Genomic DNA, 26,084 nt, shown 5'->3' on the forward strand with positions numbered 1-26,084 from the left:
GGCAAATGGCCCGTCTATATATGATTCAGTGGGCCAGATCGGCAATGTCCGAATCCGCGAGAATGATCGGCGCGGCCGCGTCCCGAGCCCGAACCATACGGACCGCTCGGTAGAGCGGCCGCTCCTCGGCCACCGCGTCCCGAGCCTCGGCCCGCAACTGCTGCACCAGCATTCCCGAGATAGCCAGAGCCGCCGCCAGCGGGCACCCGGCCAACGCATCGGCAAGCTTGCGCAGACCCAGAATATGAAGCTCGCGCCCGCTGCCCGAGTCGCTGTAGATGGCCAGGGGCACAATCCGCGTATCCGGCCCGGCGGTAATGCGCAGCACGATCCGACTGATCTTGCCCGGATACACCAGAATCTCGGCCGCCGTGGCCGCAGCCACGTCGATGCTGCGTTCGCCACGCCACGTCCGGGCCCGGATCACCGTGCCCGACACCGTAATCCGCCGCCGCTGCACCGCCATGGCATACAACGCCGTCGGTGCTCCCAACACGAGCCCGGTCGCCAGCGCCACCGGCCAATGCACAAACAGCGCCGCCAGCAGCCCGACGCCAACGCCTACCCCAAGGGCGGCCAGGGTCAGTTTGCGCAGCGCCGGAGCCAGCAGTTCCGGTGCCACCAGATCGAGGCCGACTTCGCCGACGGACCCCGGTTTCGATTCATCAGTCACAGCTGCATTCGTCCAAGTCTCGAAGAGTCACGCGGCCCGATGGCACACGCCGCCCCCGCACGACGCACCGCACGGTACCAGCAGGCCATAGCTCCATACCCGATTTCCCGCACCCCAAGCCAGGATTCGCGCCCCGACCCGCCAACCGGGCAGCTCACATCGCCCGTCCGATACCGGTTGGCCGTCTATTCGGCGACCTCACGCACGAGTGGCGGTCGTCCCAGCGCATCGCCCTGGCGTTATGGCGGTGCGATAGCCCGCCGGGGGGCGGAGTCCCGGGCGATGACTCACTACCCGGCACTCCGCGTCGGATCAATCCTGTTGCCCCGCAAGGGCGGCCGCGACCTGCGCGACGGCCTCGTCGAGGGGGATCTGACGCTGGTCACCGGTGCTCAGATCCTTGAGCCCGATCTGGCCGTCAGCGACCTCGCGGTCACCCAACACCAGCGCCAGCTGCGCGCCGGACTTGTCGGCGGCCTTCATGGCGCCCTTCATGCCGCGGCCGCCGTAGGCGAGGTCGGTGCGGATGCCCGCTTTGCGGAGTTCGGCGGCGATGACGACGAGGCGCTGCTTGGCGAGGTCGCCGAGGGGGACGCCGTAGACCTGGATGCGGGGTCCGTCGACAGCGGACTTGCCTTCGGCTTCGAGGGCCAGGACGGTGCGGTCGACGCCGATGCCGAAGCCGATGCCGGACAGCGGCTGGCCGCCGAGTTCGGCCATCAGGCCGTCGTAGCGGCCGCCGCCGCCGATGCCGGACTGGGCGCCCAGGCCGTCGTGCACGAACTCGAAGGTGGTCTTGGTGTAGTAGTCGAGGCCGCGGACCATGCGCGGGTTGACCACGTACGGCACACCCAGCGCGTCGAGGTGGCCGAGCACCTGCTCGAAGTGGGACTTGGCCGACTCGGAGAGGTGGTCGATCATGAGCGGCGCGTCCGCGGTCATCTCCTTGACCTCGGGTCGCTTGTCGTCGAGCACGCGCAGCGGGTTGATCTGCGCTCGGCGGCGGGTTTCCTCGTCGAGGTCGAGCTTCAGCAGGAAGTCCTGCAGCAGTTCGCGGTACTGCGGGCGGCAGGTCTCGTCGCCGAGGGAAGTGAGTTCGAGGCGGAATCCGTCGAGTCCGAGCGAGCGGAATCCGGTGTCGGCAATCGCGATGACCTCGGCGTCGAGTGCCGGATCGTCGATGCCGATGGCCTCCACGCCGACCTGCTGCAGCTGCCGGTAGCGGCCCTTCTGCGGGCGCTCGTAGCGGAAGAACGGTCCGGCGTAGCAGAGTTTGACGGGCAGCTGACCGCGGTCGAGGTTGTGTTCGATGACCGCGCGCATGACGCCGGCGGTGCCTTCGGGCCGCAGGGTGAAGCTCTCGCCGTTGCGGTCGGCGAAGGTCCACATCTCCTTGGACACGACGTCGGTGGACTCACCCACACCCCGCGCGAACAGGGCGGTTTCTTCGAAGACCGGCAACTCCACATGCCCGTAGCCGGCCAGTCGCGCGGTCGCTACGAGGCCGTCACGAACGGCGACGAACTCCGCGGAAGTGGGCGGCAGATAATCGGGGACCCCCCTCGGGGCGCTGAAGCTGCTGGTCTTGGTCACGGCGTTCAGTTTTCACCACGGCCGTCCGCCAAGTCCAACCGGTTACCGGCCTATCTACCATCGGGCCCTGGCATATGTAGGTTTTTCTCAGCGAATGCAGGTAATGTCTGCCGCGGCCGCTGGGCTGACGGCCGTAACTTGTAGAACCGACCGTTCACGGAGGGACAGTTAGTGCCGAGCAATGAACAGCGACGCGCTGCGGCGAAACGGAAGCTGGAGCGTCAACTCGAGAACCGGGCCCAGCGGGCGCGCAAGCGCAAGCAACTCACGATCGCCGCGTCGGCTCTCGGCGTCGCGGTCGCGGTAGCGGCCGGTGTCGGCATCTACTTCCTGACCAAGGGCGATGACAGCAGCACCAGCGCGAAGGCCTCGGAGACTCCCGACGCCTCGCTGACCGCCGCGCCGCCGCCGGCCGCGAAGGCCAAGGCCGCCCAGGTGAACTGCACCTACTCCCCGTCGCAGAAGCCCGCCGACAAGCCGGTGAACGCACCCGGCACGGCGAACATCTCGGCCGCGGGTGAGGTGAAGGCGACCATGGACACCAGCCAGGGTCCGATCACCATGACCCTGAATCCGGGCGAATCCCCCTGCACGGTCAATTCTTTCGAGAGCCTGGCCAAGCAGAAGTTCTTCGACAACACCTCCTGCCACCGCATCACCACGGGCAAGGGCCTGCAGGTGCTGCAGTGCGGCGACCCGACCGGTAGCGGAATGGGCGGTCCCGGTTACCAATTCGACAACGAGTACCCGACCGACCAGTACGACCCGAACGATCAGGCCGCCCAGTTCCCGGTCGATTACAAGCGCGGCGTGCTGGCCATGGCCAATGCCGGGCCGGGCACCAACGGTTCCCAGTTCTTCCTGGTCTACGGCGATTCGCAACTGCCCCCGCAGTACACCATCTTCGGCACCGTCGACGACGCCGGTCTGGCGACCCTCGACAAGATCGCCAAGGCGGGCGTGCAGGGCGGCGGTCAGGATGGCAAGCCGGCCGCGGATGTGAACATCTCAGCGTTCCAAATCAACTGACCAGCATGGTTTTTCGGGCCCGGCGCTGAACTGCGCCGGGCCCGTTGCTTTTCCGGTGAAAGTCTCGAGAAGGTCCCGTTGAACCTTCGGAGTAAGGCTTCCCTAACCAAAGAAAATCCTGAGTTTTTCGCCACCTGCCGGAATTGTGCGATATATGCTGGATCGCGACCCACACGTACGGCGGTATTCGAGTTTTCGCTGGTAACCTCGTAGAACGGAGTACAAAGGCGTAGTAAAGCCCAGGGTCACCCCCCGAATGGGCAGTCTCTGCGCCCCGCGTGCTCCCGGTGTCCACGTTTGCAGGCGGGACATTGCTTCTCGAACCACCGTTCGGGCGATGTCCGTGACGAAGCACCACCATCCATAGTGATCACTGCAGCATCGGGGAGCAGGCAATGGCCGAGGAACTCGACGACATCGGCCGCGAAACAGCGGCGATGATGAGGCAAATGTTGCAGCTGGCGACACTTGTCGCGCTGCGAACCCGGGAACGTGGCCAGAAGGAAGCGGAAGCCCGCGTCAAGGTCACCGAGGCCCGGCAGAAGGAATCCCGTGAGCGTGTGCTCCGTGAGGCCGCAGATGCCAAGGCCAAGGACCCACGCAACCGCGAACTTTCCCGTTTGATCGAGAAGCAGCCCCTGGAAAAGGGTGTGTCCCTTGAAAAGGACCGCTTCGCGGCTCAGGCGGAGGCCACCCGGATGGCAGCGACCCAGGCGGCGATGAACAAGGGTCTCGTCCGCCACGACTCGGTGGAACGCCGGCAGGCACTCGCCCAGCATCTCAATCGCATGGGCATCTCACCCGAATTGGCCTCCGTGCGAATGCTTATGGAGGTCGGTCAGGCGCAGTCCGCGGCCGAGGCCGTACGCGCCCGGGAGCAGGAGGCCACGGTCGCGCAGCGTCGGCAGCGCGAGCAGGAGGCCAGGGCACGGGAACGCGACGCGGTGGTTCGCACCCTCGGTTGACGTCTCGGAACCCATACGTATTGTGGCGGAACGCAAGCAGACACTTGCCTTCCGCCACAACGCGTTTCAGGACGAGATCAGATCCGGAAGTCGCCCACGGTCGGATCGCTGAACAGCCCGTGCTGCGGCGACTTCAACGGCAGCGGGGTCAGCATGTCCTTGTGCCCGTTGCGCACACTGCAGTACTTGAACGGCCCCTTCGGGTCGAACAGCTTGGCCATGTGCATGTCCGCGTGATCCAGGAACCACACGCTCAGACCGGTTTTGCCGTCGAGCCGGTAGTGCTCCCACGACCGCCACATGGCATCCATGCGCGCGACCGCCTCGGCGTGCTTCCACCATTCCGGGCACCACACGGTATCGCTGATATCGGTGACCTGCCGACGGTAGACGAGACTCAGGTAGTTCTCGACGAACTCGACCACGCTGGCATAGACCATGGGTTCCTGTTCCTGGTCGCTCACAGTCCCTTGACCTCCTCAATCGTTGCCGAGTCCGTAGCCGCCTTGGTCACCGGCAGATACAACTGCTCTTTCTGCTGGCGGATCAGCTCATCGACGTTCGTCGTCTCCGGAGCCTGTGGCTCGTGGTTCTTGATGGATCGCGTTACCGCGGCCTCGTATTCGCCCTCCCACCACGGCACCGTGCGGACCAGCACCGCCGGGGTCGCCGAGGAGAACAGCACCGCGCGCCCGCGCGGCAGGGTCGCCAGCGCGTGCACGTTGAAGGTGCGTGAGGAGCCCAGCGAGCGCGAATAGCTCTTGCCGCCACTGGATTCCGACACCGACTGCGAGATCGAGTCGTAGTCGCCGATGGCCTCGGAGCGTTCCTGCAGGAACTTGATGTCGTCGATGCCGCTGCCGAGCACCTTGATATTGGCGGCGCCCCAGAGCGCTTCCATGCCGTCGACGCCCCAGCAGCGTGCGCCCTGCGCCCAGGACTGCAGCACCGTCATCACCACGATGCCGCGAGAACCGAAGTGGCTGTACTGCTTCGGCAGATCACGCCAGCGCACCACGTTGGCGGCCTCGTCCAGCACCGCGAGCAGCGGCACCGGCAGGCGGCCGCGCGGCGAGCGCGCGGCGGTGCGCATGGCGACGTCGATGACGGCCTCGGTCAGCGCGCTCACCAGCGGCGCGGCCGAACCGCGGCCCTCGAGCGAGAGGCTGTAGAGGGTGCCGTTGCGGTAGATGAACTCCAGTTCGTCGAATTGGACGCGACCGCCGCCCTGCATGATCCAGGGGTGCACGTTCGAGAGCTGCAGGCAGCGGATCATCTTCTTGGCCGTGCCGAAAACGCCGCTGCGCGTGCGCGGATCGACGTTGTACTGCTGGGCCAGACCCGAGGCCATGAAGCCGCGCCCGGCGGCGCGCAGGAACTGGATCGGCTGGGTGTTGAGCGGGTCGGTGACCCAGTCCCACACCTGGGTGATGGGCTGGCCCTCGATGGCGGCGGCCAGGAACAGCGCGGCCAGGAGGTCTTCGGCCTCCTGATCGAAGAAGCTGTCGGAGGACGCCTGCACATTGCCGGAGCCGCCGTCACTGTCGGCGAAGTGGCCCGCCAGGCGCGCGGCGCGCATCTCCGAGCCCTCGCTGTGCGGGTCCACCCAGGCCAGCGGATCCCAATACCAGTTGCGGGCCTGGTCGTTCGGGTTGTTCATATCGACCGCGATGTCCTGCGGATCGAAGATGAAGATCGGACTGCCCTTGGCGGCCCGGACATCCCGGGTCGCGTCGACCACGTCACGCTTGTTGGAGGTGACGAGGGTGGCGCCGATGGCCGACAGGATCGCCGGGATCACCCGGGAGGTCGTCTTGCCCTGGCGCGGACCCCAGATGTCGACGTGCAGGTCTTCGTAGGAGCCGTAGAGCATTTCGTTGTCGGCCACGGACATGCCGATCGGGACGCCGGGGACCACGACATCGCCCGGCTGCATCAGCGAGGCCGGAACGTAAGGCTCGCCGGTGATCTCGTGCTTCACCAGTCGGACGCCGAGTTGCTCGGCCTTCTCCGCGACGCCGGCGGCCTTCAGCGATTTGATCGCACCGCCGGAGCCCATGACGTCGGCCTTGTCGTCGACCGCTAGTCGCCCCTTGCCCGCGTTGGCCTTCTGGCGCCGCTTGAACAGCTGCCAGGCCACCCCGAGCAACACGATGACGACGATGATCACGCCGGCCCAGCCCGGCCAGTGCAGCTCGCCCTTGATCATGTTGACGATGATGGAGATCGGGTTGATCGGCATCTTCTGGCGTGGATTGGACAGCATGTTGCCCAATTGGACCGACACCCACAGGGTTCCGAAGATCGCGAAACCGGCGTAGATGAGGTGCAGGGTGGTGTCGGGACCGGGATCTGCCGGGTCCTTCACCGGTGTCTTCGCCATCTCTATCCTCCTGGGATGACCTGTAAGTCGTTACCGCTCAACGAAATTCGTCCAGCAGCCAGCCGCCGGTAGTGCCACGCACGACCGTGGCGACGACCGTGGCCGGGGGTAGCGGTTCACGCTTGCCGTCCGGGTAGACGACCGTTTGCTCGATGCCGATCTTGTACTGCTGCCGGTTCGGGTCGGCGCCGGCGGGCGCCTTCTCACCGGAGGCGAACGCGAAGGCCTCGACATGGGCACCCGCCTTGGCCCACTCGGCCCACCGCAGGGTCGGCCGCGGCGTGTCCACGCTGGTGGACGGGGTATCCAGGGTACGGATCAGACTGGGTCCGAGCCACTTTCGAGCGCGCTGCAAGGCGGCGCCCTCGGATTCGGTGGCGGGGTACCAGGTGTAGATCTGTTCCAGCGCGGTGACCGCGACCCCGTCGGGGGTGGTCGGGTCGGGCGCCGGGGCCTGTTCCAGCAGCCGGGTGGTGGACGTGGGCGGTTGCGCGGCGGTCGATTTCGAGCCACCGCCGGTCGAGTTGCCGCCACACGCGGTGGCCAGCATCGCGACGCTCAGCACAACCATCACCACCTGCGAAGGGCCTGCCTTCCAGGCTAGTCGCCGGAGTCCGGTCATGTGCCGCGCTTGGCGTCGGACAAGGTTTCGACCAGGGTGCGGTTCATCTCCGCGGCGGCGGCCAGCTGCTGTTGCAGCAGGGCAACCTTGCGCCGCAGGGCGATCGCGTCCATGCGTTCGAGGCCGGGGGTTTCCGCCGCGCGCACCCAGTTGCGTACCGAATTGGTGTGCACACCGATCTGGTCGGCCACCACCCGGCAGGCCTCCGACTCCGACCGGAGTTTCCCGGTGAGTGCGATGACCTGCTCGACGGCGGCCTGGCGGACCTCCGGCGACACTCTTCGATACGACCGGTGCGGCATCATGCGGCGCTCCCCTCGTCCGGGCCGCGGCGTGCGGTGGTTTCGGTGAATTCGCTGAAACGCTGGTTGGTGTCGTGGATTCCGCTCTCCTTCTCCGAAAGCGTGAACTCCATGTGGAACGGAATCCCGGGCCGGCGGTCCTCGCCGATCTTGAGCAGGAACTTACCGGTGCCGGGCGCGGGCGGGCGCTGCTGGCCCGGTTTGAGCGCCTCGCCGGTGAGCGCCTGCGGCGCGGACCAACTGGTCACCATCTCCTCCTCGGCGGAAGTGAACGGCACGGTCGAATCCAGGCGCGAGATCTCCTCGGCCGGCAACGCACCGAAGATCTTGGCACGCGCGCGTTCCAGGAAGCCCAGCGCCTTGGCGATGGCGGCCTCCGAGCCGAGGGCCTGGAGATCCTTGATGGTGTGGCTGATCATGATCAGCGAGGTGGCGATGCCGCGCTGCAGTCGGGTGAGTTCGTCGACGCGGTCGACCATGAAGTCGCCCAGGCCCAGCACCTGCCACAGCTCGTCCATCACGACCTGGAAGTAGCGCTGCGGACCCATGTCCGCGTCGGCGAGCACGTGCGCGGCCTCGACGGAGGCGAAACCGTCGGCCCAGCAGGCCAGCATGACGGCGGCCTTGAGTTTCTTGTCGCCGGTGGGGATGTGGGAGACATCGATGCAGACGGCGGTGGCGTCGGTGTCGATCGGGGTGGTGGTCTGGCCGTTGAAGACCGCGCCGAACGGGCCCTGGGTCAGCGCGCGCAGCGAGCGGCGCAGGCCCTTGATGGCCTCGTGGTATTCGTCCGGATTGTCCGCTCCCGCATCGAGTTGCAGCTCGTCGCCGCCCGCCACCACGATATCGAGGAGGTCCTCGATGATGGGCGGCTGATCCGGGGTGAAGCCGCTGCCCTCGCGGTAGAGGATGCGCAGGGCGGTGGCGATGAGGGTCTCCTCGAAGTCGCGCACCCGCGCGCCACGCACCAGTTCCACCAGACCGGCCATCAAAGTGACCTGGCGGGCCCGCATTTCCTGCATGACCTGGGTCTGCAGTTCGGGCAAATCGTGCAGGCGCGGCACGATCGAACCCAGTACACCGGCGGCGAGCGGGTTGAGCTTGCCGTGGCCGTAACCGAGGTCGATGACCTGGCCGCCGACCATCTCCACCAGTTTGCGGTAGTCGGGCTTGACGTCGGCCAGGATCAGCGGCGTGATGCCCTGGGCGACACCGCCGAGCACGATGCGGCGCACCAGCGAAGACTTACCGAAACCGTTGAGGCCCAGGACGAACAGGCTGGGCGCGGTGATGAAGCTGCCGCGCATGAACCAGTTCATCGGGTCGAAGCAGACCGGCGCACCGGTGTGCAGATGCGAGCCGAGCGGGGTGCCGATGAGCGGTGCCCCCGCGCCGACCGACCACGGCCACAGGCCCGCGACCTGCGCGGTGGTGGCGCGATACTCGACCGGGCGGCCGACCACGTTCATCCGCCCGCCGCCCGCACCGATGTAGCCGCGATCGGTGAGTTGTGCGGTGGTGCGGTCGAATTCGTCGAAGCTGCCGTATTCCATCCGCTCCGCGCGCGCCGCGAAATTACGCCGCCGCAGATCGTCGGTGTGCAGCCGGAACGTCGCCCAGGCGGCCTTGATACCGCTGCCCTCGCGCGCGGTGACCTCGAGCTTGGCCCGCATGGAGTCATCGAGCAGCTTGGGCCCGCTCTGCTTCTTCTTGGCCGCCGCCCGCCGCGCCGCGACCCGCTTGGCCGCCGCCTCCCGATCCGCCTGCTCGGTCGCCTTGTCCCGCTTGCCCTTCCGCCCGCGCGGCGGCTCCGTCGGAGTCCGGTCCGGCTTACCCTTCCGCATCGGCCGATCCCGCTCGGGCCGCTCCCCCGGCTCACCCTCCGGCCGCGGCCGCGCCCGGCCCGGCGATCCGGCCCGCCCACCCAGATGCACCCGATCCGCATCGGTGGGCCGCCCGCGCCCTTCGGACTCGCGTCCACGCCGCTCGGATTCGCGCCCACGACCATCCGCCTCGCGGCGACGCGCGTCGGCCTCGCGACCGCGCCGCTCGGGTCCGCGCACTCGTCCGTCGGCCTCGCGCCCACGGCCCTCGAATTCGCTTCCACGGCCTTCGACATCGCCGTGCCGTTCGCGCGGCGGCCGCCGCCCGGCCTCGCCGTTCTCCCCCACCGTCTCGCGACTTCGCCTGCGCTCCATGCGATCCCCCTCGGTCGGTTCCGCCGGACGCACCCGTTTCTTCGCCGGGCGTTCGACGGTGTGCTCCCCCTCGAGCACCGTCGCCCCGGCCCGCAGCGCATCGCCCGGCCCGGCCTCTGTCCGGATCGCGATCTCCCGGCCCACCTCGGATGCACCGGATTCCGTTGCACCCGTGGGCGGTTCGAGCGGAGGCAATGCCGGACGCCGCCGCTTCACCGGCGCACTCACGACCTCTGACACATCAACGGTGCCGTCCGCACCGGCCGGCGTCACGACGCTCTCGGCCGCCGCGTTACCACCCATAGGCGGCGAGGCAATCGGCTCCGCATCCGACGCGATAGCCGAGTCCGTTGGTGGCGTCGCGATCGGCTCCACCGGGGCAGCGACCATCGATTCCGCACGTGGTGCGGCGATTACCGGGTCCGGCTCCGGCGGGAAGGCCGGGGCCATCGGCTCCGGATCCGGCTGTACCGCAAAAGCTTCCGGCCCGGCAGCGGCCTCCGCTACCGGGTCCGTGAATTCCGCCGAGTAGTCGATCGGCGGGTCGCGGCGGAGCATGCGGCGGTCGGGGAGGGTGCCGCGGCGGGGGCGGTGTTCGTCGCGGGCGACCCGGGAGGTCGGCGGGGCGAAGTCGTCCGGGGGTTCGCGGCGGTCGGCCGATTCTTGTTCGCGGCGCGAGCCGCGCCGGATGGGGGCGGCGTCGCGTTCGCGGACGGGGGGTTCGATGTCACGTGGCATGGTGGGTTACCCCGCAAGCGCTTTCGGAATGGTGGCGTGTTCGGGGAGGATCACCCCGCAGCCGAGGGAGGCCGCGAACGCGGCCGCTTGGTACCGGTAACAGCGGCGGATCTTCAGGCGCGCCTGGGTGGACAGGTCGCGGGTGATGGCCTCGATGCGGGGCAGGTCGCCGCGCAGCGGTTCGGTGATGGTGACCAGGGCGCCGAAGCGGGTGACGCCGTGGCCGCGGGCCTGCTCCTCCCGGGCCTGCTGGGTGGCCCCGACGCGCAGGGTCGCCGACGCGGAAACCACGCCGCGCTCGGATTGCTGTGCCACCAAGGCGTTCTTGAAGTCGTCGTCCACGATCTGCGCGGCGTCACCGGCGGAGTGCGGACGGTAGACGATGGTGATGCGCTTGCGCGGCACCTCCGGGTTCGGGGCCAGCAGCCGCTGCAGCACCCGCTCGTCGACCGCGCCCTCGGGGGCGGTGTCCATCTCCCAGGTGACCGAGCGGCCGCCGTCGTGAATGAAGTGGTCCCAACGCTCCTCGTGCGAGACCGGGCCCGCGTCGGCCCAATCCAGCCCGTGCCCACCGGGTTCGGCCGCGGCCACCTCGAGGTCGGCCTGCGCGGCCGGGTCGTAGCTGCGGCGGATGAAGGAGATGATCTCCTCGGCCGCCATGGGCTGGGCGCGCACGCCCGCCTCCGCCAGCGCGGCGCAGATGCCGGGCAGGCGGCGGCCGATCTCGACGGCCTCCTCGGCCGGGTTCTTGCGACGCTCGGCGGTGGTGGCCTTGAAGGTGATGGCCACCCGCGGTAGCAGCTGCACGCGTTCCTGCGGCAGTTCGGTGGCCAGCTCGTACATGACCTGCTGCGCGAGATCGGGCGCCTCGGGCCGGGTGATGGTGGAAACCTCGGCGAGCAAACGGTTTCCGGTCTCGGGCACGGTGTCGATGACCGGCACCACCGCCACGATGTCGGAGGTCTGGCCCAGCGAGGCCAGGAAGGTGCCCCAGGCGCCGACCCAGCGGTCGATGACCGGCTGGTCGACGGCCTCGTGGCCCTGCGGCCAAGCCCGGAGAACCACGGTGTACTGGGCGAATTGCGGCAGGTGGATCATGCCGAAGCTGTAGCCGCCCGCGTCGATGCCCTCGTAGAGCCGCGACGGGGCCATCAGCCCGGGTAGCCGGGTGACGCCGCCCGGAATCCGGGAGAACCGGCCACCCCGATACACGTGCTCGCCCTTGGAACGGCCACGCAACCAATGGAACATCATCAATCCGTTCTCGTAGCCGGAGCGGCCGCCCGACCGCCACACCAGGGGAACCATCACGACCGTGCCGATGACCGCCACGAACAGCGCCGGTTTCGGTCCGGCCACCAGCGCCGTGAGCAGCGCGGTGATGACGACGGCGAAACCGACCACGGTCTCACCCCAGCGCAGGCCGAAAAGGCCGGCGCTGCGGGGCTTCTGCCACAGTCCGTACGAGCGGCGCTCGTAGGTGTCGGTCATCGTCATCGCGGGATGGTGCTCCTGCCCAGGTCGGGTGAACGGTTGACCCAGCGGTCGCCGGCGACGTCACCCGCTGTGTTCTCGGCCTTGCCCAGCGAGGCGGTCGCGGCCCGCACCTGGGAGACCCGGTTGGCCACGCGGGATGCGCCTGACGGTACTGCGCCACCGCCGCCTTGGGCCGCAGGACTCGCGGCGCCACCGCCACCGCCACCACCGGCGGGCCGGGGCTGGGGTGAAGGACGCGGTGCGCCGCCGCCACCGCCGGGTCCGGCACCGCCCGGGCCGGGGCGACCCGGTCGCCCACCTCCGCTGCGAGCCGCGTACCCCGGAGCACCGGCCGCCGCCCGCGGCGCCACCGCGCGCGAACCGACCGCACCGAGCGCCGCGATACCGACGAGGGTGCCGGTGGTCGCGGCCAAACCCGAACCGCCGCTACCGACGATCGCCACCTCGCCCGCGGTCGCCAGGCGCATGAGCGCCGGCAGCACGAAGGCGACGGTGCCCAGCAGCACGATGGCGACCAGCATGCGCTGGGCCTCGTCGGCGTCGGGCAGGTTGGTGGTGCCGGTGCGGTCGTCGGTGGTGCCCGCGGTGGTGAAGGCGATCATGTAGACGATCGCGGCCACCGGCTTGTAGAGCATGAACGCGATGATCCAGCGAATCAGCTTGCTGTAGGACGACATTCCGATACTGGTGCCCGAGCCCGCCGCCGCGAGCGGCAGCACGCCGGCCGCGACCACGAGCATGCCCTGACGCACGATGGCCAGCACGATCTGCGCGAGCGCCCCGAGCAGACCGACGATGGCGATGATCAGCACCAGGCCGGGCGAGAACGCCTGCAGCTTCGAGGTTTTCACCATCAGTTCGGCCATGTTCTTGGCATTGCCGCCGGTGGAGTCGTTGATCACCCACTCGGAGAACTTGTCCGAGGCCTGGGTGGCCGCCACGATCACCGCGCCCAGCATCCAGGAACTGAACACCACCCGGGCGAACATCCAGAACGAGTCGGTGGCCTGGTCGACCGCGGCTCCGCGTCTCGCCTTGGCGAGTCGGAAGCCGGTCAGGATCACCGACGCCATCAGCAGAATGATCTGCGCCTGATAGGTGTAGTCGTTGATCTTGGTGAAGAGTGTTCCCGCGTCACTGACCCGGTCGTTCGGGAGCTTCATCCAGAACGTGAGGGCCAGGATCAGCGCCTCGCCCAGGCCGTTCATCAGCGAGTCCACCACCTTGCCGAAGGTGGAGTCCCACGCCTTGTCCCGCACCGCGGCAGCGGCATCGGACGGATGGGTCGCGACATTGCCCGCCTTGCACGCCGCCGAGGCCGCGTCGCCGAGCGAGATGCCGGGCACGCCCAGCCCGTCGAGGGAGTCGTGTAATTCGTTGCAGGCCTGGTCGAAACCGTAGGTCTGCCCGTAGGCCACCGTCGGGGTCGCGATCATGACGGTGAATACGACCGCGAGGATCGTGACTAGCCGCCTCAGCATGTGGTCCACCTTTCGATGGGTCGCGATGCCATCACCATCGGGTCCACCCCGCCAGTGAGTCCACGTATTCGGTTTGTGCGGTCTTGGAAGTGGAGGGCTTGAGCCGCCAATCGCCGGCGTCCCAGACCATGATCAAACGCACGGCCGCCCAGAGTTGCCGGTTGTCGACCACCGGTCCGCGCGCGGCCAGCCGCACGATGGACATGTCGTCGGCATAGTTCTCGATCTGGAAAGCGTCGGGGGCGACCAGATAGCGGGTCACTTTCTCCGGCTGCTGTTTCGGCAGCCGTTGATCGGCCAGCGCCTGGTCGTAGGCGGTGAGCTGTTCGGCGGCCACGCGCACCTGCCGCACGTACAACTCCCGGTCGGCCGGGCGGGCATTGAGCCGGTAGGTGATCTGCGCGGCTGCCAATGCGGAACCCTGCGGGGTGTGCGAATACCCCACGGCCAGACCGTTTTCCAGTCGGGCCGGGCCGTCGGAGGTGGAGAACGGGACGGACGCGCCGTACACCCGCTGCCAGCCGTCGGGACCCGTGGTGCCCAGCGGCGCGGCGGTCAGCCAGTCGGTGTCACCGGCCTTGCGCTGCTTGGACGGATCCTGCGGCAGCGGCTGCCCGGCGGTGTTGTTCGGGATGTCGACGCGGCGGCCGAACAGATCCACCTCCGGGGAGGCGAATCCGGTCACCCCGGAGGTGTCCGTCGGGGACACCGGGGCGGCGGGGTCGCTCTTCGCGCTCGGCTTGGCGTCGCCGTGCCCGAAGTAGACCACCAGGCCCGCGATGACGATCACCGCGACCAGCGCAGCCGAGGCGATCACGCCGAACGAGACGCCGTCGCGTTCGGGCGACTCCTTCTCGCTCATCGCTTCGCCTCCGAAGTAAGTGGGACAGTGGACAATTCAGTACCTGTGGACAAGTCGGCCGGCCCGTACCCCTCAGGTCGGCAACAGGGCCAGCGCGATGCCGCTCGCCGAGGTCGCCATGATCGCGCCCAGCAGGCTCATCACCACCCCGTGCGTCGCGTCGTTGGCGGCCAGGTCGTCGCGGAACGCGTACCACAGCCGTCCGGCCGCCAGGATCATCCAGGCCAGGCAGAACAGCAGGACGCACCACAGCAGCCAGTCGATGAGCTGCATCAGCGGCCGGATCACATCCGACGGCATCTGTTTGTAGGCCAGCACGGCATCCAGCGCCTGTGGCACTACCACCGCGGCGGACATTACGTGATCACAGCGTTCATGATCGTGCCCGCGCTCGTGGCGACGATTCCTCCGATCATGGCCCCTGCCACCATCTTCGGCGACTCCAAACCGCCTCCCGTCCACTTCTCCCAGGCGAAGCGACCACCCGCATAGGTGATGCCCATGATTCCCGACAACAGTACGAACCAGGTGAAGTACCGAACCAGCTTCAGCAACTTGTCCGACGCGGGCGGCGCCTCGGGCGTCGGATTACCGACCTGGGCGAGGAACTGGCCGTACGCGTCGTGTACGGCGAGGAGCATGCTCATTGTCTGTCCTTCTCCAAAAGCGAACTGCTAGTAACAATCTCGCCGATCACCGGTTCTGCCGTCCAACCGGTCACGACAACTCCCTCGGCTAATCGCCCCTGCATCCCCGGTAACCGGGAAATCTTTGCTGCCCAACGGGTTCCGTCGGTGTCCATGATCACTCCTCCGCGTCTGTGTCATCGGAGCGGGGTGCGTCGAGCGCCTCCTGCGCGGCGGCCACGATGCCGGAGCCGAGCTCGCGCACATCGGCGGTGATCTCCTCCAGCGGATCGGATTTGCGCTTGCGCTGCTGCGGGATCGGGTCGCCCGGCGACCACACCGGCAACTGATCGGCCTCGACCAGCGTCCATTCCTCGTGCCACGGCAGCTGCCAGACCTGCCCGGCCAGCGAACCGACCACATCGCGGTAGCGACGGATCTCGACCGGAATCCGGCCCGGGCGCGCGGCCACGGTCACCAGTCCCAGCACCTCGCACGGACCGGCCAGCCCGGCGTGATGCTGGCGCAGCAGGTCGTGGGCGCGGGTCAGCCCGGCGATGGTCTCGCGCGCCACCAGCACCACGAAGGGGGACTCCCGGTCGAAGACGCCCGGCCAGCGCCGGTACGAATCCGCCGCCGGCGCAAGCACATGCGCGAGCGTCGTCGCGCCCGCGCCGCCGTGCACGCCGAGCAGCCACACCAGCGGTGCGCGGCCGCCGCCGGGTACGGGCCGGTCCCAGATGGGTGCGCGGCGGGATTCCGGTGGGGGCACCACTCCGGCCGCCACTGCGGCTCCGGCGGTGAGGTTCTGGGCGGAGGATCGGCGTTCGGTCATGGCTGCGGTCATGATGCCACTCCAGCAAGCAGGCGGCGATACGCGCGGCGTGTCTCGGCGGCCAGGTTGCTGTGCCGCACCAACTCTCCGCGCGCGAGGTGCGGGTCATAGGGTATCTCGACGATTTCACGAACCCAACCGTCCAAATGCTCCCGCAAATGCTCAGCGATTCGAGAATCACTGCCGGGCAACTGATGTGACACCACGATGGTGGTATCGCCGACAATGCCGTCGCCGGGACCCTCGCCCTGGCCGCCGAACTGGTCGTCGAGCCACTCCAAGGTCACCCGCAGGCGGTTGGCCGCGTCCACCCGCGCCGGAATGGCCAGCACGAGAGCGATATCGGCGTCCTCGAGCAGCGGGCGCAGGTGGCGGCTGGCGATCGGTGAGCCGCCGTCGTACACCGGGGTGTAGCCGGTCTCGCCCAGGGCGCGGGCGACGGTCAGGTAGGTGGCGCGGCGGCGCAGCGGCGCGGGATCGCGCCACAGCAGGCCGATTCCGGAGGTGGCGCGCGAGAGACATTCCTTGAGCGGCGCGGGTTCGTCGTCACCGCGACCGTAGAGCCAGGCCTGCAGGCTGATCGGGCTGAGGTGCTCGTCGGCGCCGCGCAACGCCAGGTCACTGCCGGCGAAAGTGCCGTCCACCGCCACTGTTTGACTGCCCCCGGCGCCCATCTCCCCCGCGATGCCGAGGGCCGTCGTGGTGGTGCCCGCGCCGCCGCAGCCACCCACCACCAGAATCGGGCGCGGCGGCAGATCGGCGTCGCCGCCGTCGCCGCGGCGCTTGCGCAAGCGCACCACGGGAGCCTTGGAACGCGCGGCACGACCCGACGATTCGCCCTCTTCGGGCACCTCGTCGAGCCAGCGGCTCCAGTCCTGATCCATTGTCTCCGCTCTCCTGTTTATCCGGCCGGAACGCCCGCGGCGGGTTCATGGTCGCCGATGATCGCGGGGGCCGTCATTTCGTTGTACGCCGCCGCGACGGCGATCGGGCCGGAACCGGGGCCCGCATCGGGTGTGCCGGTGGATTGCGCAGTGCCGCCGTGGGAATTCAGCACATATAGGGCAACCCCACCGGCGATGGTTAGCAAAACAATGGCAACAATCAGGAAGGCAATGGCGAAAAACCGCCGCCCCGTACCGCGTTCGGCCGGTGCGGCGGCCTCGTCGGCCACGGCGTCCAGCAGCTGGGAGGCCCGATCGACGGGCTCCGCCTCGGCTTCGGTGGCCTCGGAGGGGAATTCGACCACCGTGCTGCCGCGGTAGCGGACCGGCGGTGCGTACGAACCGGTCTCGCCGCGCTCGGTCATCCAATCCGACCAGGATCCGTCGAAGTGGTTGCGGCGCAGCACCGATTCGGGCACCGGCGGCAGGTTCAGCTCGGGGTCGGCGTCGTGGATGTAGTGCGGGAACCGCGCCGCGCCCGCGTCCTGCTCGAAAGCCGGTTCCTCGCCGGGCTGTTCGGGGGCGGCGGACTCGGCGGCGGGGTCGAGGGCGGGGTACCAGCGCGACACTTTTTTGTACGACTTCAACATTCCCGCTGCGGGCACGTCGCTCTGCATCGTCTGACCCTCTCGGCGTCGGTCGTGGCGGACGGTGTGTTGTCGTCGGTGTTCGGCGGTACCGATCCGGCCCGAAAGCATGGCGCTGACCTCGGAACGGTCCCGATCGGAAATTCTCTCGCATGAACAGGAATCCAACGACTCGACGCGCCGGATACCACTCCGTTCAATCCGCGCGCGCGTGCGTGTAGCAGCCATCGCGGCGGCTCGTGAACGCCACGCCGACGGGGCGGTCTTCCGTCCGAATAGGGCAGAATCTACATTAACAAGACCAAGAATTTTGGAGGTTTTGTGAAGACAGCAGACATCGTCGCGGTAGTCACCGGCGGCGCTTCTGGACTCGGACTGGCCACGGTGCGCGAACTGCACTCGGCCGGAGCGAAGGTCGTCATCGTCGATCTTCCCTCGTCGCAGGGCAAAGCCATCGCCGAGGAACTCGGTGAGCGCGTGGTGTTCTCGCCCGGTGACGTCACCAGCGAAGCGGATGTGACCGCCGCGCTGGATGCCGCGCAGGAGCTCGGGACGCTGCGAATCGCGGTGAACTGCGCGGGAATCGGCAATGCCGTCAAGACGGTCGGCAAGCAGGGCGCGTTCCCGCTGGAGGCCTTCACCAAGATCATCAACGTTAACCTGATCGGAACGTTCAACGTGATCCGGTTGGCCGCCGAACGCATCTCGGCGGTCGAGGAGGCCGACGGCGAGCGCGGCGTCATCGTCAACACCGCCTCGGTCGCGGCGTACGACGGACAGATCGGGCAGGCCGCCTACTCCGCCTCCAAGGGCGGCATCGTCGGCATGACGCTGCCGATCGCGCGCGACCTGGCCTCGTTCAAGATCCGCGTGATGACCATCGCGCCGGGCCTGTTCCACACCCCGCTGTTCGCGACCCTGCCGCAGGCCGCCATCGACGCGCTCGGCGCACAGGTGCCGCACCCCTCGCGCCTGGGCGACCCGGCCGAGTACGCGGCGCTGGTGCGCCACATCGTGGAGAACCCGATGCTCAACGGTGAGGTCATCCGCCTCGACGGCGCGATCCGCATGGCTCCGCGCTAACCCGCGGATCTGAAAAGCTAGTCTTCGGACAGGAAAGGCACCGGGGCGAATTCGACTCGCCCCGGTGCCTTTCCCATGCCCCGGCTACATGCTCCAGGGGGCCTGCGGGAGTACCTTGCCGGTCTCCAGCAGCGACTTCAGGTTGGCCAGCACGGCGGGCCAGCCGCTCGAAATGCCCTGCAGCATTTCGTTGTTCGGCAGATTCTCGTGGGTCACGGTGAGCCGCACGATGTCCTGGTGCGATTCGACCAGGAAGGTCACCACCGAGGGCGAACGGTCCTCCTCGGGGGAATCCTCGAAAGTGAGGACCAGGCGGTTGGGTTCGTCGGCCTCGAGGATCTTGCCGACCACGTCGACCTTCCCGGAACCGTCGACGCGGCGGTGCTCCCACTCCGAACCCGGCTGCCAGTCCGACACATTCGCGTGACCCCAGTACTGGGCGGTCAGATCCGCGTCGGTGAGCGCCTTCCAGACCTGTTCGGCGCTGGCGTGAATGTAGGTGACGTAGACGTAGTTCGGGATCGTGGTGGTCATGGCGTACTCCTCTGCCTGGTTCTTGATGGCGCGCAGGACATCCAGCCGGGGGCGGTCGAAGACGGAGATCCAGCGCTGTTCGATGTCGTGAATCGGGGTCGGATTGATGTAGTGCACCCGTTCGCGCCCGCGGCGCACCACCGTGACGAGGCCGGCCCGCTCGAGGATGTCGAGATGCTGGGTCAGCGACTGCCGGGCCATCGCGACCCGTTCGGTCAGTTCGCTCAGGGTCTGACCGTTGTGTTCGCGCAACCGGTCCAGCAGTAGCCGGCGGGTGCTGTCGGCCAGGGCCTTGAAAACCAGGTCCATCTCGGGTTCGGATTGCACACCGAAATTATGCAGGCATTTACCTGCATAAGTCAACGGCGGCCGCGACACGCGCCCGGTGGCACCCCTCCTCACGTGGGAATTTCGTTCTCGGACATGACAATCCGGAAATCGCGGGTCAAGATGATCAACGGCCCCGGCCACAGAACAACGTTGTTTCAGCAGCGCCCGGTGGTTTCGCGGCGCGGAGGGGAGTGCCCGTGGCAATGTCGCCACCGACCGCGGAATCGCCGCAGAACTCGGAGCCCGGCTCGTCGGTGATCGTGGAAACGATCCGACCGGCACGTATCGGGACCCGGCTGGTCCACCCCGTGCTGCGCACCACCCTGCAACAGTTCCTGCGTGCCGGAGCCTGGGTCGCCGATCTCGGCCCGCAGCCCGCGAAGCTGGTCTTCCGCGCCACCCGGCTCTCGGAGAAGCCCGCGGCCGTGCTCGGCACGCCGCGCGGGGTGCGCCGCGAACCGCTGCGATTCGAGCACTGCGATGCCGAATGGCTGTGGCAGTCGCCGATCCCGGATCCGCGCGTGGACCGCGACGCCGCCATCCTCTATTTCCACGGTGGCGCGTTCATCGCGGGCGGGCTCAACAGCTACCGCCGCCACACCGCGCGCATGGCAGTGCTGAGCGAACTGCCCGTGCTGACCGTGGACTACCGGCAGTTGCCCGACGCGCACCCCAACGAGAGCCTCGCCGACGCGCTCGCTGCCTACCGGCACCTGCTGGCCGAGGGATTCCCGCCCGAGCAGATCATCGTCGCCGGTGATTCGGCGGGCGGCGGGCTGGCGCTGCGGCTGGCCCTGACCCTGCGCGAGCTGGGTCTGCCGCTGCCCGTGGCACTTTCGGTGACCTCACCGTGGGCGGACTTCGATTCCACCGCGCGCCTGGCACATCCGAACGCCCGTCACGACGCGGTGCTGCCCGCGGTCGGCCCCGACATGGTGGTGCGCCGCGGCATTGCCGTGGATGGCGTACTGGATCCGGCCTGGTCGGTCGTCAATCACGACTTCGCCGGTCTGCCACCGATGCTGCTGCAGGTCGGCTCGCGGGAGATGCTGCTGTCCGACGCGCTGGCGGTGGCGCGCAATGCCGAGGCGGCCGGGGTGCCGCTGCGCCTGCAGATCCGGCCGAGCGCCCCGCACACGCTCATCCATCTCGGCGCGGGGCTGCTGGCCGACGGCCGCGACGCCGCCCGGGACGCGGCCGAGTTCCACCGTGCGATGATCGAAGCCGGGCATTCCGGTCGCAACGCGGCCTGAACCGCAAGGCTGCGCAGCCTGAACCGAAAGGCTCCGATGACACCGCCTGCCAACGCTTCCGCCGTCTTCGTGACCGGTGCCGCCGCCGGTATCGGCCGTGCCATCGCCGAGCGCTTCGCCCGTGAGGGCTGGACGGTCGGCCTCTACGACATCGACCCGGACGCCGTGCGCGCCACCGCCGAGGCGATCGGCGGCCACACCGTCATCGGCTCCTTCGATGTCACCGACCCGGCGGGCTGGGACGCGGCCCTGAAGCAATTCACCGACGCCACCGGCCGTCTCGACCTGCTGGTCAACAATGCGGGCATCCTGTTCTCCGGCCCCTTCGCCGACATCTCCCTCGACCGCCAGCACCGCTTGGTGGATGTCAACATCAAGGGCGTCCTCAACGGCTGCCACACCGCGCTCCCCTACCTGCGAACCACCCCGAACAGCCAGGTCATCAATCTGGCGTCGGCCTCGGCGCTCTACGGCCAGCCCGGCCTCGCCACCTACGGCGCGACCAAGGCGGCCGTCCGCAGCCTCACCGAGGCCCTCGATCTCGAGTGGCGGCACTACGGCATTCGCGTGACCGACCTACTCCCCCTCTTCGTGGCCACCGACATGATGACCGAGGTGTCCCGAGCCTCGAAGTCCGCCACCACCCTCGGCGTCCACCTCACCCCCGCCGACATCGCAAACACCGTCTGGCACACCGCAACCGCGTCCCGCCCCCTGCGCGGCCCGCACGTCCTGGTCGGCCTGCAAACCAAACTGACCGCCCTGGCCACCCGGCTCTCCCCGCCCTTCGTGACCCGCGCGGTCGTCGCCTGGATCAGCAAGGCCGACACGCTGTAAGGGGCTACCTGACCTGGGTGACCGCGGCTCGCGGGGTCGCCGTCGTGGTGGTCGGGGTCGTGGTCGCCGGTGTTGTAGTAGTTGTCGTCGTCGTGGCGGTGGTCGTTGTCGTCGCCGAGGTGGTGGTGCCGGTGGGCACGTCGATCACGTCGGGGATCTGGCCGCCGCCGAGCATGGGTACCGCGGTGGTGGTGGGCGGGGTCAGCGGGGTGTCGCGGTGGTCGCTGCAGCCCACGAGGGCGGCTGTCAGTGCCGCCAGGATCGCCGTGGTGATCAGGTGCTTGGGCAACGGGGGGCCTTCCGGGTGCGGACTGTGGTGACAGAACCGTCCGGTCGGTGAGTTGTGACCGGACACAAAGATTTTGACGCATCGTTGTGAACGCCGCGCCGTTGAAGATCAACTCGGCACGACCGGTCCGGTGTCGTGGCACGGGTGGTAAGTGCCCCGATCACAGCGCGGCGAGGTCGCCGATGATGAAGATGGCCAGGGCGACGGTGAGGGTCAGTGCGCCCCCGAGCCCGAGCGGTGCGGTGCGGGCCTTCTCGGCGAATTCGTCGTTGATGCCGGTCAGCCAGTTGATGGTGTCCTTGGCGGCGATGAAGATGCCGGAGACGACGGCCAGCCAGGCGGCCGTGAGATTCCACCCACTCGACAGGTTCGACAGGTTGGCGGCGAAGACCAGACCGAACAGGACCACGCCTTGCAGCACCGCGCCGACGTGGGCGACGGTGAGATAGCGAGGAGTCGGCGGGTTGCCCTCCTTCATGCGCAGCATGGTCATGGGATAGCCGAGCAGCGTCCCGTAGGTGAGGGTCAGCAGTCCACCGATGATGAGGACTTTGTCGGTTGCGTTCATGGCGTCCCCCTTCCGGACGGATTCACCGTAGGAGTCCGCCGGAGGGGGTGCGCGCGGTTCAGCGGAATCGATGCTCGAACTTCACCGAGGGTGGCGAGTACGCGGGCGGCAGGCTCCCACCGAGCAGCGGACGGGCGGCCAGCGCGCGGGCCAGCACCCCCGCCAGACCGGCGTATCCGCGCCATGCGGAAATCGAAAGTGCGAGGGAGACAACGGTATCCGTGGTGGACTCCGGCAGCGGACGGCCCGCGAAGCGATCGGCGAGCCAGTTCTCGCACAGCGGGGCAGCCAGCAACCCCAGAGTGACATGCCCAGCCAGAACATCGCGGACATAGCGGACCGGGGTGCCTGCGGCCCGATACCGGTCAACCAGGGCGTCCACATTCCCGCACGGAATGATCAGATCGTGCACGCCCTGCACTGCCAGCACCGGGAAGCAGGGCGGGCGCGCGCCCGGCTCGATATCGGCGAGCACGGCGCGGACCTGCGGCAAGGTGCGCAGGGTCGCCAGCGACGAGCCATCGCGATCCTGCAACCGGGTGCGGGCACTGCGCAGCAACAGGGGCACCGTGGCACTGGTCTCGGCACGATCCAGCAGCGCCAGCGAGGCGGTGTCGAGCTGCTCGCGCAGCGTGCGGTCCAGCGGCGGATAGGCGCGACGCAGTCCCGCCAGGCACAGCGTGGCCAGTCCCCCGAAGGCCGAGCCGTTGAGCCGGAAGAACGTCGATTCCAGCGAGCCGACCGGTGAACCCAGCACGGCCGCGAGGATATTCAGCTCCGGCGCGTAACTCGCCGCCAACTCCGCCGCCCAGGCCGTGGCCAGCCCGCCGCCGGAATACCCCCACAGCGCCACGGGCTCGTCCACGGGCCGATCCAGGAAACCGAGCGTCGCACGCAACCCGTCGAGGGTGCGGTGGCCGGGCTCGCGGGGTGCACCGAATCGTCCGGCGGTGCCGACGTGATCGGGCACCGACACCGCCCAGCCGCGGGTCAGCGCATGCTCGATGAGCAGCAGCTCGTACTGTGGCACCGACCCCAACGCTCGCGCGCCACGCCGAAAAGCGTACGAGGGCAGGCACTTCGAGGCCACCGCGTCGATGGCGCACTGAAAGGAGATGATCGGCCGCGCCACGGTGGAATCCGCCCCGTACGGCAGCAGCACCGTGGTGACCGCCGCCTCGGCCCGGCCGCGCAGATCGGTACTGCGAAACAGCAACTGGGTGGCGGTGATTCGCTGCGGTATCACGCCCAGCAGCGCCAACTCCACCGGCCGCGACCGCAGGATCGCCCCCGGCGCGACCCGGCCGAGCCCGCGCGGCCGGCGGTAGAACGGATCCTGTTCCGGCAGCGGCGGACGGTTCTCCCCGCGCGGTGCCGTTGACTCCTCCGACGCCGATTCTCCCCCGGACCGAGACGCGACCATGCCAATCCCCTTTCGACCGTTGCATATCCGACGGCACGCGGCCGCCCGACCGCGCCGTTCCTCACTCGACCGCGCCGGGTTCCTCACCCGGCTACGCCGGTTGCCAGCCCATGCGCCGTTCGCCGCCCGCGTGCGCCCGCCAGCGCGCGTTCGCTACCCGCCTCCCTCCGCTCGCCAACCGACCGCTCGCCAACCGCCTGCGCCAGTCCGCCACTCGCTTACGTCCGTTCGCCGCCCACCTGCACCCGTTCGTCATCCGACGGCGGTGCGCGCACCCGTCTCCGGCGCGGCGGCCAGCGCGAAGCGCAGTTCGGAGCGGCGCGCGACGGCGAGTTTGCGGTATACCCGGGTCAGGTGCTGCTCCACGGTGCTGGTGGTGATGTCGAGCACCTCCGCGATATCGCGATTGCGATTGCCCACCGCCGCCAGCTCGGCCACCCGCCGCTCAGCGGGACTGAGCGGCTCGGATCCCCCGGCGCTCAGGCCATCCCGGGCCGCGACCGGTCCGGGGTCGATGCGCAGCCGGGCCAGCAGCGGCTCCGATCCGCAGGCCGCGGCCAGCCGGGCCGCCTCGCGCTGCGGCGGCCGCGCCCGGTCGGCCTCCCCCAGCGCCCGGTACGCGTCGCCGAGATCGGCCAGCACGGTGGCCAATTCGAGCTCGTCGCCGCCGGTGCGAGCCAGCGCTGCGGCCCGCCGCAGCAGCGTCACCCGCCGCAGCGGATCGCTGGTGGCCGCCAGCAGTCGCAGCGATACCCCGCCGGTGTGATGGGCTTCGGCCCCGCCAATCGCGTCCAGGTGCCGGGTCGCGAAATTCTGTGCCTGCCAGTGTTGTCCGGCGCGCAGGCTGGCGGCGGCCAGATCGTTGCGCCAGGGCGCAAGCCACGCGAAGTCCATGCCCCACTCGTCCATGAGCCGCCCGCAACGCCGAAAGTGCCGCAGCGCCTCGTCGGGTCGCCCGGTGGCCAGACAGTGTTCGCCGTGAGCGCGCAGATAGCCCAGCGCGAACCGGGATTCGAACAGCGCGCGCGGCACCGGCCTCTCCAACTGCACGGCCGCCTCGGCATGACGACCCTGCGCGGTGCGAGCCCGCACCAGCACCGCGATCGGCCGCCCCAGCCAGACACCGAGCTGTTCGGCGGGCAGCAGGTTCAGCGCGACTAGCGCGTGCCCGGCGGCCTCCTCCAGATTCCCCTTGCGCAGCAGGGTTTCTGCGCGCGCCGAGGCGAACAGCGCCTGCCAGGTCGGGGCGCGGCGCGCGGTGGCCTCGGCCAGCAGGGCGGTGCACCAGGCGTCGGCGGCGTCGAGGCGATCGGCGTGCAGCAGGCAGTCCACCGCCGCCACCAGCACCTCGACGGTGGCGGGGGTGAGCCGATGCTGGGCCAGAATGCGTTGCGCCGCCGCCGCGGTCGCCCCGGCCGGACGCTGCTCGCACAACCCGCGCAGCAGCGCCGCCGCCTGCCGATGCGGTGAATCCCGCTCCGGCACGGGCGAATCAGCCTCCGGCCAGGGATGCCGTTGCGCGGTGACCGGATGCGTGTAGCGCAGCCAGGCACCGAGGAATTCGACCCGGTCGGCCGCCGCGCCGTGCGCGTCGCGGCGCAACCGCAGCAGCGCGTGGTCGGCGTGCAGCACGAAACCGTGCCACAGCATCTGCAGCACCGTCGTGGGCAGGACCGCGGCGGGCACCCGCCCGGTGCGCAGCGCGGCCTTGAGCCGTCCGAAGTTGCGGGTGCGATTGGACGGATTGAGCCGCCATTCCACCTCGACCAGCCGGGTCGCGATGGCCGCGCGTTCGTCCGCGCGCCGGCTGGCCCGGTAGGCCAGCTCCAGATATGTTCCAGCACTGTCGAGTTCGTCAGCGTCGTAGGCCTCCTCGGCGACTTCGAGCAGCACCTGCGCCGCCCACGAGCCGCGCGCGTCGCCCGCCGCGACCAGATGTTCGGCGACCACACCGGCGGGCAGACCGGCGCGGCACAGCAGTTCGGCGGCCGCCGCGTGCAAGGCCCGCCGCTGCGGCCCGGGCAGTTCCCGCAGCACCCGTTCGGCCATCTCCGGGTGCGCACGGCACTGCCCCACGATCAACCCGGCCTGCGCCAATTCCGCAATGACCGTGCGGATTTCGGCGATGTCCGCGTCCAGCAGCTCCGCCACCCGCCCGATCTCGGCGGCGGTGCCCAGCACCGCTACCGCTCGCGCAACCCGTAGTCGCACCGCGTCCGGCGTGACGGCCGGACGATTCCCCCTCCCGCCGGCCCCCACCGGCATCTCCCCTCGGTCCCGAGCGACCGACCGCGCCATCTGACGTCCCTTCACCGATCGGATGCGCCCGGCTGAGCGACATGGCACGGCGAGCTTCGGTGTGCGGGAGCGGCATCATTGCAGCGAGGGCGCGTACGGCGCCCAGGATCAGCCGGGGCACAACGGGTCCGGCG

26 protein-coding genes are annotated in these 26,084 nt (G+C 69.0%); 5 read left to right on the forward strand and 21 right to left on the reverse strand.

The features are described 5' to 3' along the window. Positions 1-25: 25 nt before the first annotated feature. Together ACYVN4_RS09985 and hisS are read right to left on the reverse strand one after the other, a co-directional pair. Complete coding sequence (locus tag ACYVN4_RS09985) at positions 26-673, reverse strand: hypothetical protein (protein ID WP_460719523.1); 648 nt, start codon at positions 671-673, stop codon at positions 26-28. Between the two features lie 312 nt (positions 674-985). Continuing rightward, positions 986-2,266 carry a histidine--tRNA ligase gene (hisS, locus tag ACYVN4_RS09990; RefSeq protein ID WP_460719525.1) on the reverse strand — a complete coding sequence of 427 codons (1,281 nt, stop codon included), beginning with the start codon at positions 2,264-2,266 and terminating at the stop codon, positions 986-988. Positions 2,267-2,437: 171 nt separating this feature from the next. On the opposite strand from hisS, the gene ACYVN4_RS09995 reads away from it, so the two are divergent. Both ACYVN4_RS09995 and ACYVN4_RS10000 read left to right on the forward strand, forming a co-directional pair. Next, positions 2,438-3,295 (forward strand): peptidylprolyl isomerase, encoded by an 858-nt coding sequence (locus ACYVN4_RS09995; RefSeq protein ID WP_460719527.1) that lies wholly within the window; start codon positions 2,438-2,440, stop codon positions 3,293-3,295. A gap of 395 nt (positions 3,296-3,690) precedes the next feature. Further along, a complete protein-coding gene (locus ACYVN4_RS10000; RefSeq protein ID WP_460719529.1) occupies positions 3,691-4,260 on the forward strand; it encodes a hypothetical protein in 570 nt (189 codons plus the stop codon). 77 nt (positions 4,261-4,337) lie between these two features. Here the strand turns inward: ACYVN4_RS10000 and ACYVN4_RS10005 are convergent, their stop codons facing one another. The 14 genes from ACYVN4_RS10005 to ACYVN4_RS10070 form a co-directional block, all read right to left on the reverse strand. Beyond that, positions 4,338-4,724 carry a DUF4913 domain-containing protein gene (locus tag ACYVN4_RS10005; protein ID WP_460719531.1) on the reverse strand — a complete coding sequence of 129 codons (387 nt, stop codon included), beginning with the start codon at positions 4,722-4,724 and terminating at the stop codon, positions 4,338-4,340. Further along, positions 4,721-6,643: a type IV secretory system conjugative DNA transfer family protein gene (locus ACYVN4_RS10010; protein ID WP_460719533.1), complete on the reverse strand. Its 1,923-nt coding sequence runs from the start codon at positions 6,641-6,643 to the stop codon at positions 4,721-4,723. The genes ACYVN4_RS10005 and ACYVN4_RS10010 overlap by 4 nt, the downstream gene beginning before the upstream one ends. A gap of 37 nt (positions 6,644-6,680) precedes the next feature. Then, positions 6,681-7,265 (reverse strand): hypothetical protein, encoded by a 585-nt coding sequence (locus ACYVN4_RS10015; RefSeq protein WP_460719535.1) that lies wholly within the window; start codon positions 7,263-7,265, stop codon positions 6,681-6,683. Further along, positions 7,262-7,570 carry a transposase gene (locus ACYVN4_RS10020; protein WP_460719537.1) on the reverse strand — a complete coding sequence of 103 codons (309 nt, stop codon included), beginning with the start codon at positions 7,568-7,570 and terminating at the stop codon, positions 7,262-7,264. The genes ACYVN4_RS10015 and ACYVN4_RS10020 overlap by 4 nt, the downstream gene beginning before the upstream one ends. After that, a complete protein-coding gene (locus tag ACYVN4_RS10025) occupies positions 7,567-10,503 on the reverse strand; it encodes a hypothetical protein (RefSeq protein WP_460719539.1) in 2,937 nt (978 codons plus the stop codon). The genes ACYVN4_RS10020 and ACYVN4_RS10025 overlap by 4 nt, the downstream gene beginning before the upstream one ends. Positions 10,504-10,509: 6 nt before the next feature. Then, a complete protein-coding gene (locus tag ACYVN4_RS10030; protein ID WP_460719541.1) occupies positions 10,510-12,000 on the reverse strand; it encodes an SCO6880 family protein in 1,491 nt (496 codons plus the stop codon). After that, entirely contained in the window at positions 11,997-13,481 is a 1,485-nt protein-coding gene (locus ACYVN4_RS10035; protein WP_460719543.1) for a hypothetical protein, read from the reverse strand. The genes ACYVN4_RS10030 and ACYVN4_RS10035 overlap by 4 nt, the downstream gene beginning before the upstream one ends. 31 nt (positions 13,482-13,512) lie before the next feature. Continuing rightward, positions 13,513-14,343, reverse strand: coding sequence for a hypothetical protein (locus ACYVN4_RS10040; RefSeq protein ID WP_460719545.1), 831 nt, complete (start codon positions 14,341-14,343; stop codon positions 13,513-13,515). Positions 14,344-14,415: 72 nt separating this feature from the next. Beyond that, on the reverse strand, positions 14,416-14,688 hold the full coding sequence (locus ACYVN4_RS10045) for a hypothetical protein (protein WP_452401876.1): 273 nt from the start codon (positions 14,686-14,688) through the stop codon (positions 14,416-14,418). 11 nt (positions 14,689-14,699) lie between these two features. Further along, positions 14,700-14,990 (reverse strand): hypothetical protein, encoded by a 291-nt coding sequence (locus ACYVN4_RS10050; protein ID WP_460719547.1) that lies wholly within the window; start codon positions 14,988-14,990, stop codon positions 14,700-14,702. Then, positions 14,987-15,145: a hypothetical protein gene (locus tag ACYVN4_RS10055; protein ID WP_460719549.1), complete on the reverse strand. Its 159-nt coding sequence runs from the start codon at positions 15,143-15,145 to the stop codon at positions 14,987-14,989. The genes ACYVN4_RS10050 and ACYVN4_RS10055 overlap by 4 nt, the downstream gene beginning before the upstream one ends. Positions 15,146-15,147: 2 nt before the next feature. Continuing rightward, positions 15,148-15,816, reverse strand: coding sequence for a hypothetical protein (locus ACYVN4_RS10060; protein WP_460719551.1), 669 nt, complete (start codon positions 15,814-15,816; stop codon positions 15,148-15,150). Then, positions 15,813-16,688, reverse strand: a complete 876-nt coding sequence (locus ACYVN4_RS10065; RefSeq protein WP_460719553.1) for a MinD/ParA family ATP-binding protein — start codon at positions 16,686-16,688, stop codon at positions 15,813-15,815. Before ACYVN4_RS10065 ends, ACYVN4_RS10060 begins: the two co-directional genes overlap by 4 nt. A 17-nt stretch (positions 16,689-16,705) precedes the next feature. Further along, positions 16,706-17,365 (reverse strand): hypothetical protein, encoded by a 660-nt coding sequence (locus tag ACYVN4_RS10070; protein WP_460719555.1) that lies wholly within the window; start codon positions 17,363-17,365, stop codon positions 16,706-16,708. A gap of 291 nt (positions 17,366-17,656) precedes the next feature. Here ACYVN4_RS10070 and ACYVN4_RS10075 point away from each other — a divergent pair, with 291 nt between their 5' ends. Beyond that, entirely contained in the window at positions 17,657-18,418 is a 762-nt protein-coding gene (locus ACYVN4_RS10075) for a 3-hydroxyacyl-CoA dehydrogenase (RefSeq protein ID WP_460719557.1), read from the forward strand. A gap of 84 nt (positions 18,419-18,502) precedes the next feature. On the opposite strand, the gene ACYVN4_RS10080 is transcribed toward ACYVN4_RS10075, so the two are convergent. Further along, on the reverse strand, positions 18,503-19,255 hold the full coding sequence (locus ACYVN4_RS10080) for an ArsR/SmtB family transcription factor (protein WP_460720551.1): 753 nt from the start codon (positions 19,253-19,255) through the stop codon (positions 18,503-18,505). 230 nt (positions 19,256-19,485) lie between these two features. Here ACYVN4_RS10080 and ACYVN4_RS10085 point away from each other — a divergent pair, with 230 nt between their 5' ends. Together ACYVN4_RS10085 and ACYVN4_RS10090 are read left to right on the forward strand one after the other, a co-directional pair. Next, a complete protein-coding gene (locus ACYVN4_RS10085; RefSeq protein WP_460720553.1) occupies positions 19,486-20,535 on the forward strand; it encodes an alpha/beta hydrolase in 1,050 nt (349 codons plus the stop codon). Between the two features lie 36 nt (positions 20,536-20,571). Then, a complete protein-coding gene (locus ACYVN4_RS10090; RefSeq protein ID WP_460719559.1) occupies positions 20,572-21,372 on the forward strand; it encodes an SDR family oxidoreductase in 801 nt (266 codons plus the stop codon). Between the two features lie 4 nt (positions 21,373-21,376). On the opposite strand, the gene ACYVN4_RS10095 is transcribed toward ACYVN4_RS10090, so the two are convergent. From ACYVN4_RS10095 to ACYVN4_RS10110, 4 genes are all read right to left on the reverse strand, one after another. Further along, entirely contained in the window at positions 21,377-21,661 is a 285-nt protein-coding gene (locus ACYVN4_RS10095; protein ID WP_460719561.1) for a hypothetical protein, read from the reverse strand. 160 nt (positions 21,662-21,821) lie between these two features. After that, the gene (locus ACYVN4_RS10100; RefSeq protein ID WP_460719563.1) at positions 21,822-22,229 is read right to left on the reverse strand and encodes a hypothetical protein; all 408 of its coding nucleotides are present in this window, start codon (positions 22,227-22,229) and stop codon (positions 21,822-21,824) included. A gap of 58 nt (positions 22,230-22,287) precedes the next feature. Continuing rightward, positions 22,288-23,652: a lipase family protein gene (locus ACYVN4_RS10105; RefSeq protein ID WP_460719565.1), complete on the reverse strand. Its 1,365-nt coding sequence runs from the start codon at positions 23,650-23,652 to the stop codon at positions 22,288-22,290. Positions 23,653-23,904: 252 nt separating this feature from the next. After that, complete coding sequence (locus ACYVN4_RS10110; protein ID WP_460719567.1) at positions 23,905-25,917, reverse strand: LuxR C-terminal-related transcriptional regulator; 2,013 nt, start codon at positions 25,915-25,917, stop codon at positions 23,905-23,907. Between the last annotated feature and the right edge of the window lie 167 nt (positions 25,918-26,084).

The organism is Nocardia heshunensis, assembly GCF_054782115.1.

Coding starts and splice junctions, on each gene's coding strand:
- ACYVN4_RS10025 (WP_460719539.1), bottom strand. CDS start 10,503: ATGCCACGTGACATCGAACCCCCCGTCCGCGAACGCGACGCCGCCCCC.
- ACYVN4_RS10110 (WP_460719567.1), bottom strand. CDS start 25,917: ATGCCGGTGGGGGCCGGCGGGAGGGGGAATCGTCCGGCCGTCACGCCG.
- ACYVN4_RS10050 (WP_460719547.1), bottom strand. CDS start 14,990: ATGAGCATGCTCCTCGCCGTACACGACGCGTACGGCCAGTTCCTCGCC.
- ACYVN4_RS10100 (WP_460719563.1), bottom strand. CDS start 22,229: ATGAACGCAACCGACAAAGTCCTCATCATCGGTGGACTGCTGACCCTC.
- ACYVN4_RS10020 (WP_460719537.1), bottom strand. CDS start 7,570: ATGATGCCGCACCGGTCGTATCGAAGAGTGTCGCCGGAGGTCCGCCAG.
- ACYVN4_RS10070 (WP_460719555.1), bottom strand. CDS start 17,365: ATGCAGAGCGACGTGCCCGCAGCGGGAATGTTGAAGTCGTACAAAAAA.
- ACYVN4_RS10085 (WP_460720553.1), top strand. CDS start 19,486: ATGTCGCCACCGACCGCGGAATCGCCGCAGAACTCGGAGCCCGGCTCG.
- ACYVN4_RS10105 (WP_460719565.1), bottom strand. CDS start 23,652: ATGGTCGCGTCTCGGTCCGGGGGAGAATCGGCGTCGGAGGAGTCAACG.
- ACYVN4_RS10000 (WP_460719529.1), top strand. CDS start 3,691: ATGGCCGAGGAACTCGACGACATCGGCCGCGAAACAGCGGCGATGATG.
- ACYVN4_RS10055 (WP_460719549.1), bottom strand. CDS start 15,145: ATGGACACCGACGGAACCCGTTGGGCAGCAAAGATTTCCCGGTTACCG.
- ACYVN4_RS10035 (WP_460719543.1), bottom strand. CDS start 13,481: ATGCTGAGGCGGCTAGTCACGATCCTCGCGGTCGTATTCACCGTCATG.
- ACYVN4_RS10040 (WP_460719545.1), bottom strand. CDS start 14,343: ATGAGCGAGAAGGAGTCGCCCGAACGCGACGGCGTCTCGTTCGGCGTG.
- ACYVN4_RS10060 (WP_460719551.1), bottom strand. CDS start 15,816: ATGACCGCAGCCATGACCGAACGCCGATCCTCCGCCCAGAACCTCACC.
- ACYVN4_RS10030 (WP_460719541.1), bottom strand. CDS start 12,000: ATGACGATGACCGACACCTACGAGCGCCGCTCGTACGGACTGTGGCAG.
- ACYVN4_RS10015 (WP_460719535.1), bottom strand. CDS start 7,265: ATGACCGGACTCCGGCGACTAGCCTGGAAGGCAGGCCCTTCGCAGGTG.
- ACYVN4_RS10065 (WP_460719553.1), bottom strand. CDS start 16,688: ATGGATCAGGACTGGAGCCGCTGGCTCGACGAGGTGCCCGAAGAGGGC.
- ACYVN4_RS10090 (WP_460719559.1), top strand. CDS start 20,572: ATGACACCGCCTGCCAACGCTTCCGCCGTCTTCGTGACCGGTGCCGCC.
- ACYVN4_RS10010 (WP_460719533.1), bottom strand. CDS start 6,643: ATGGCGAAGACACCGGTGAAGGACCCGGCAGATCCCGGTCCCGACACC.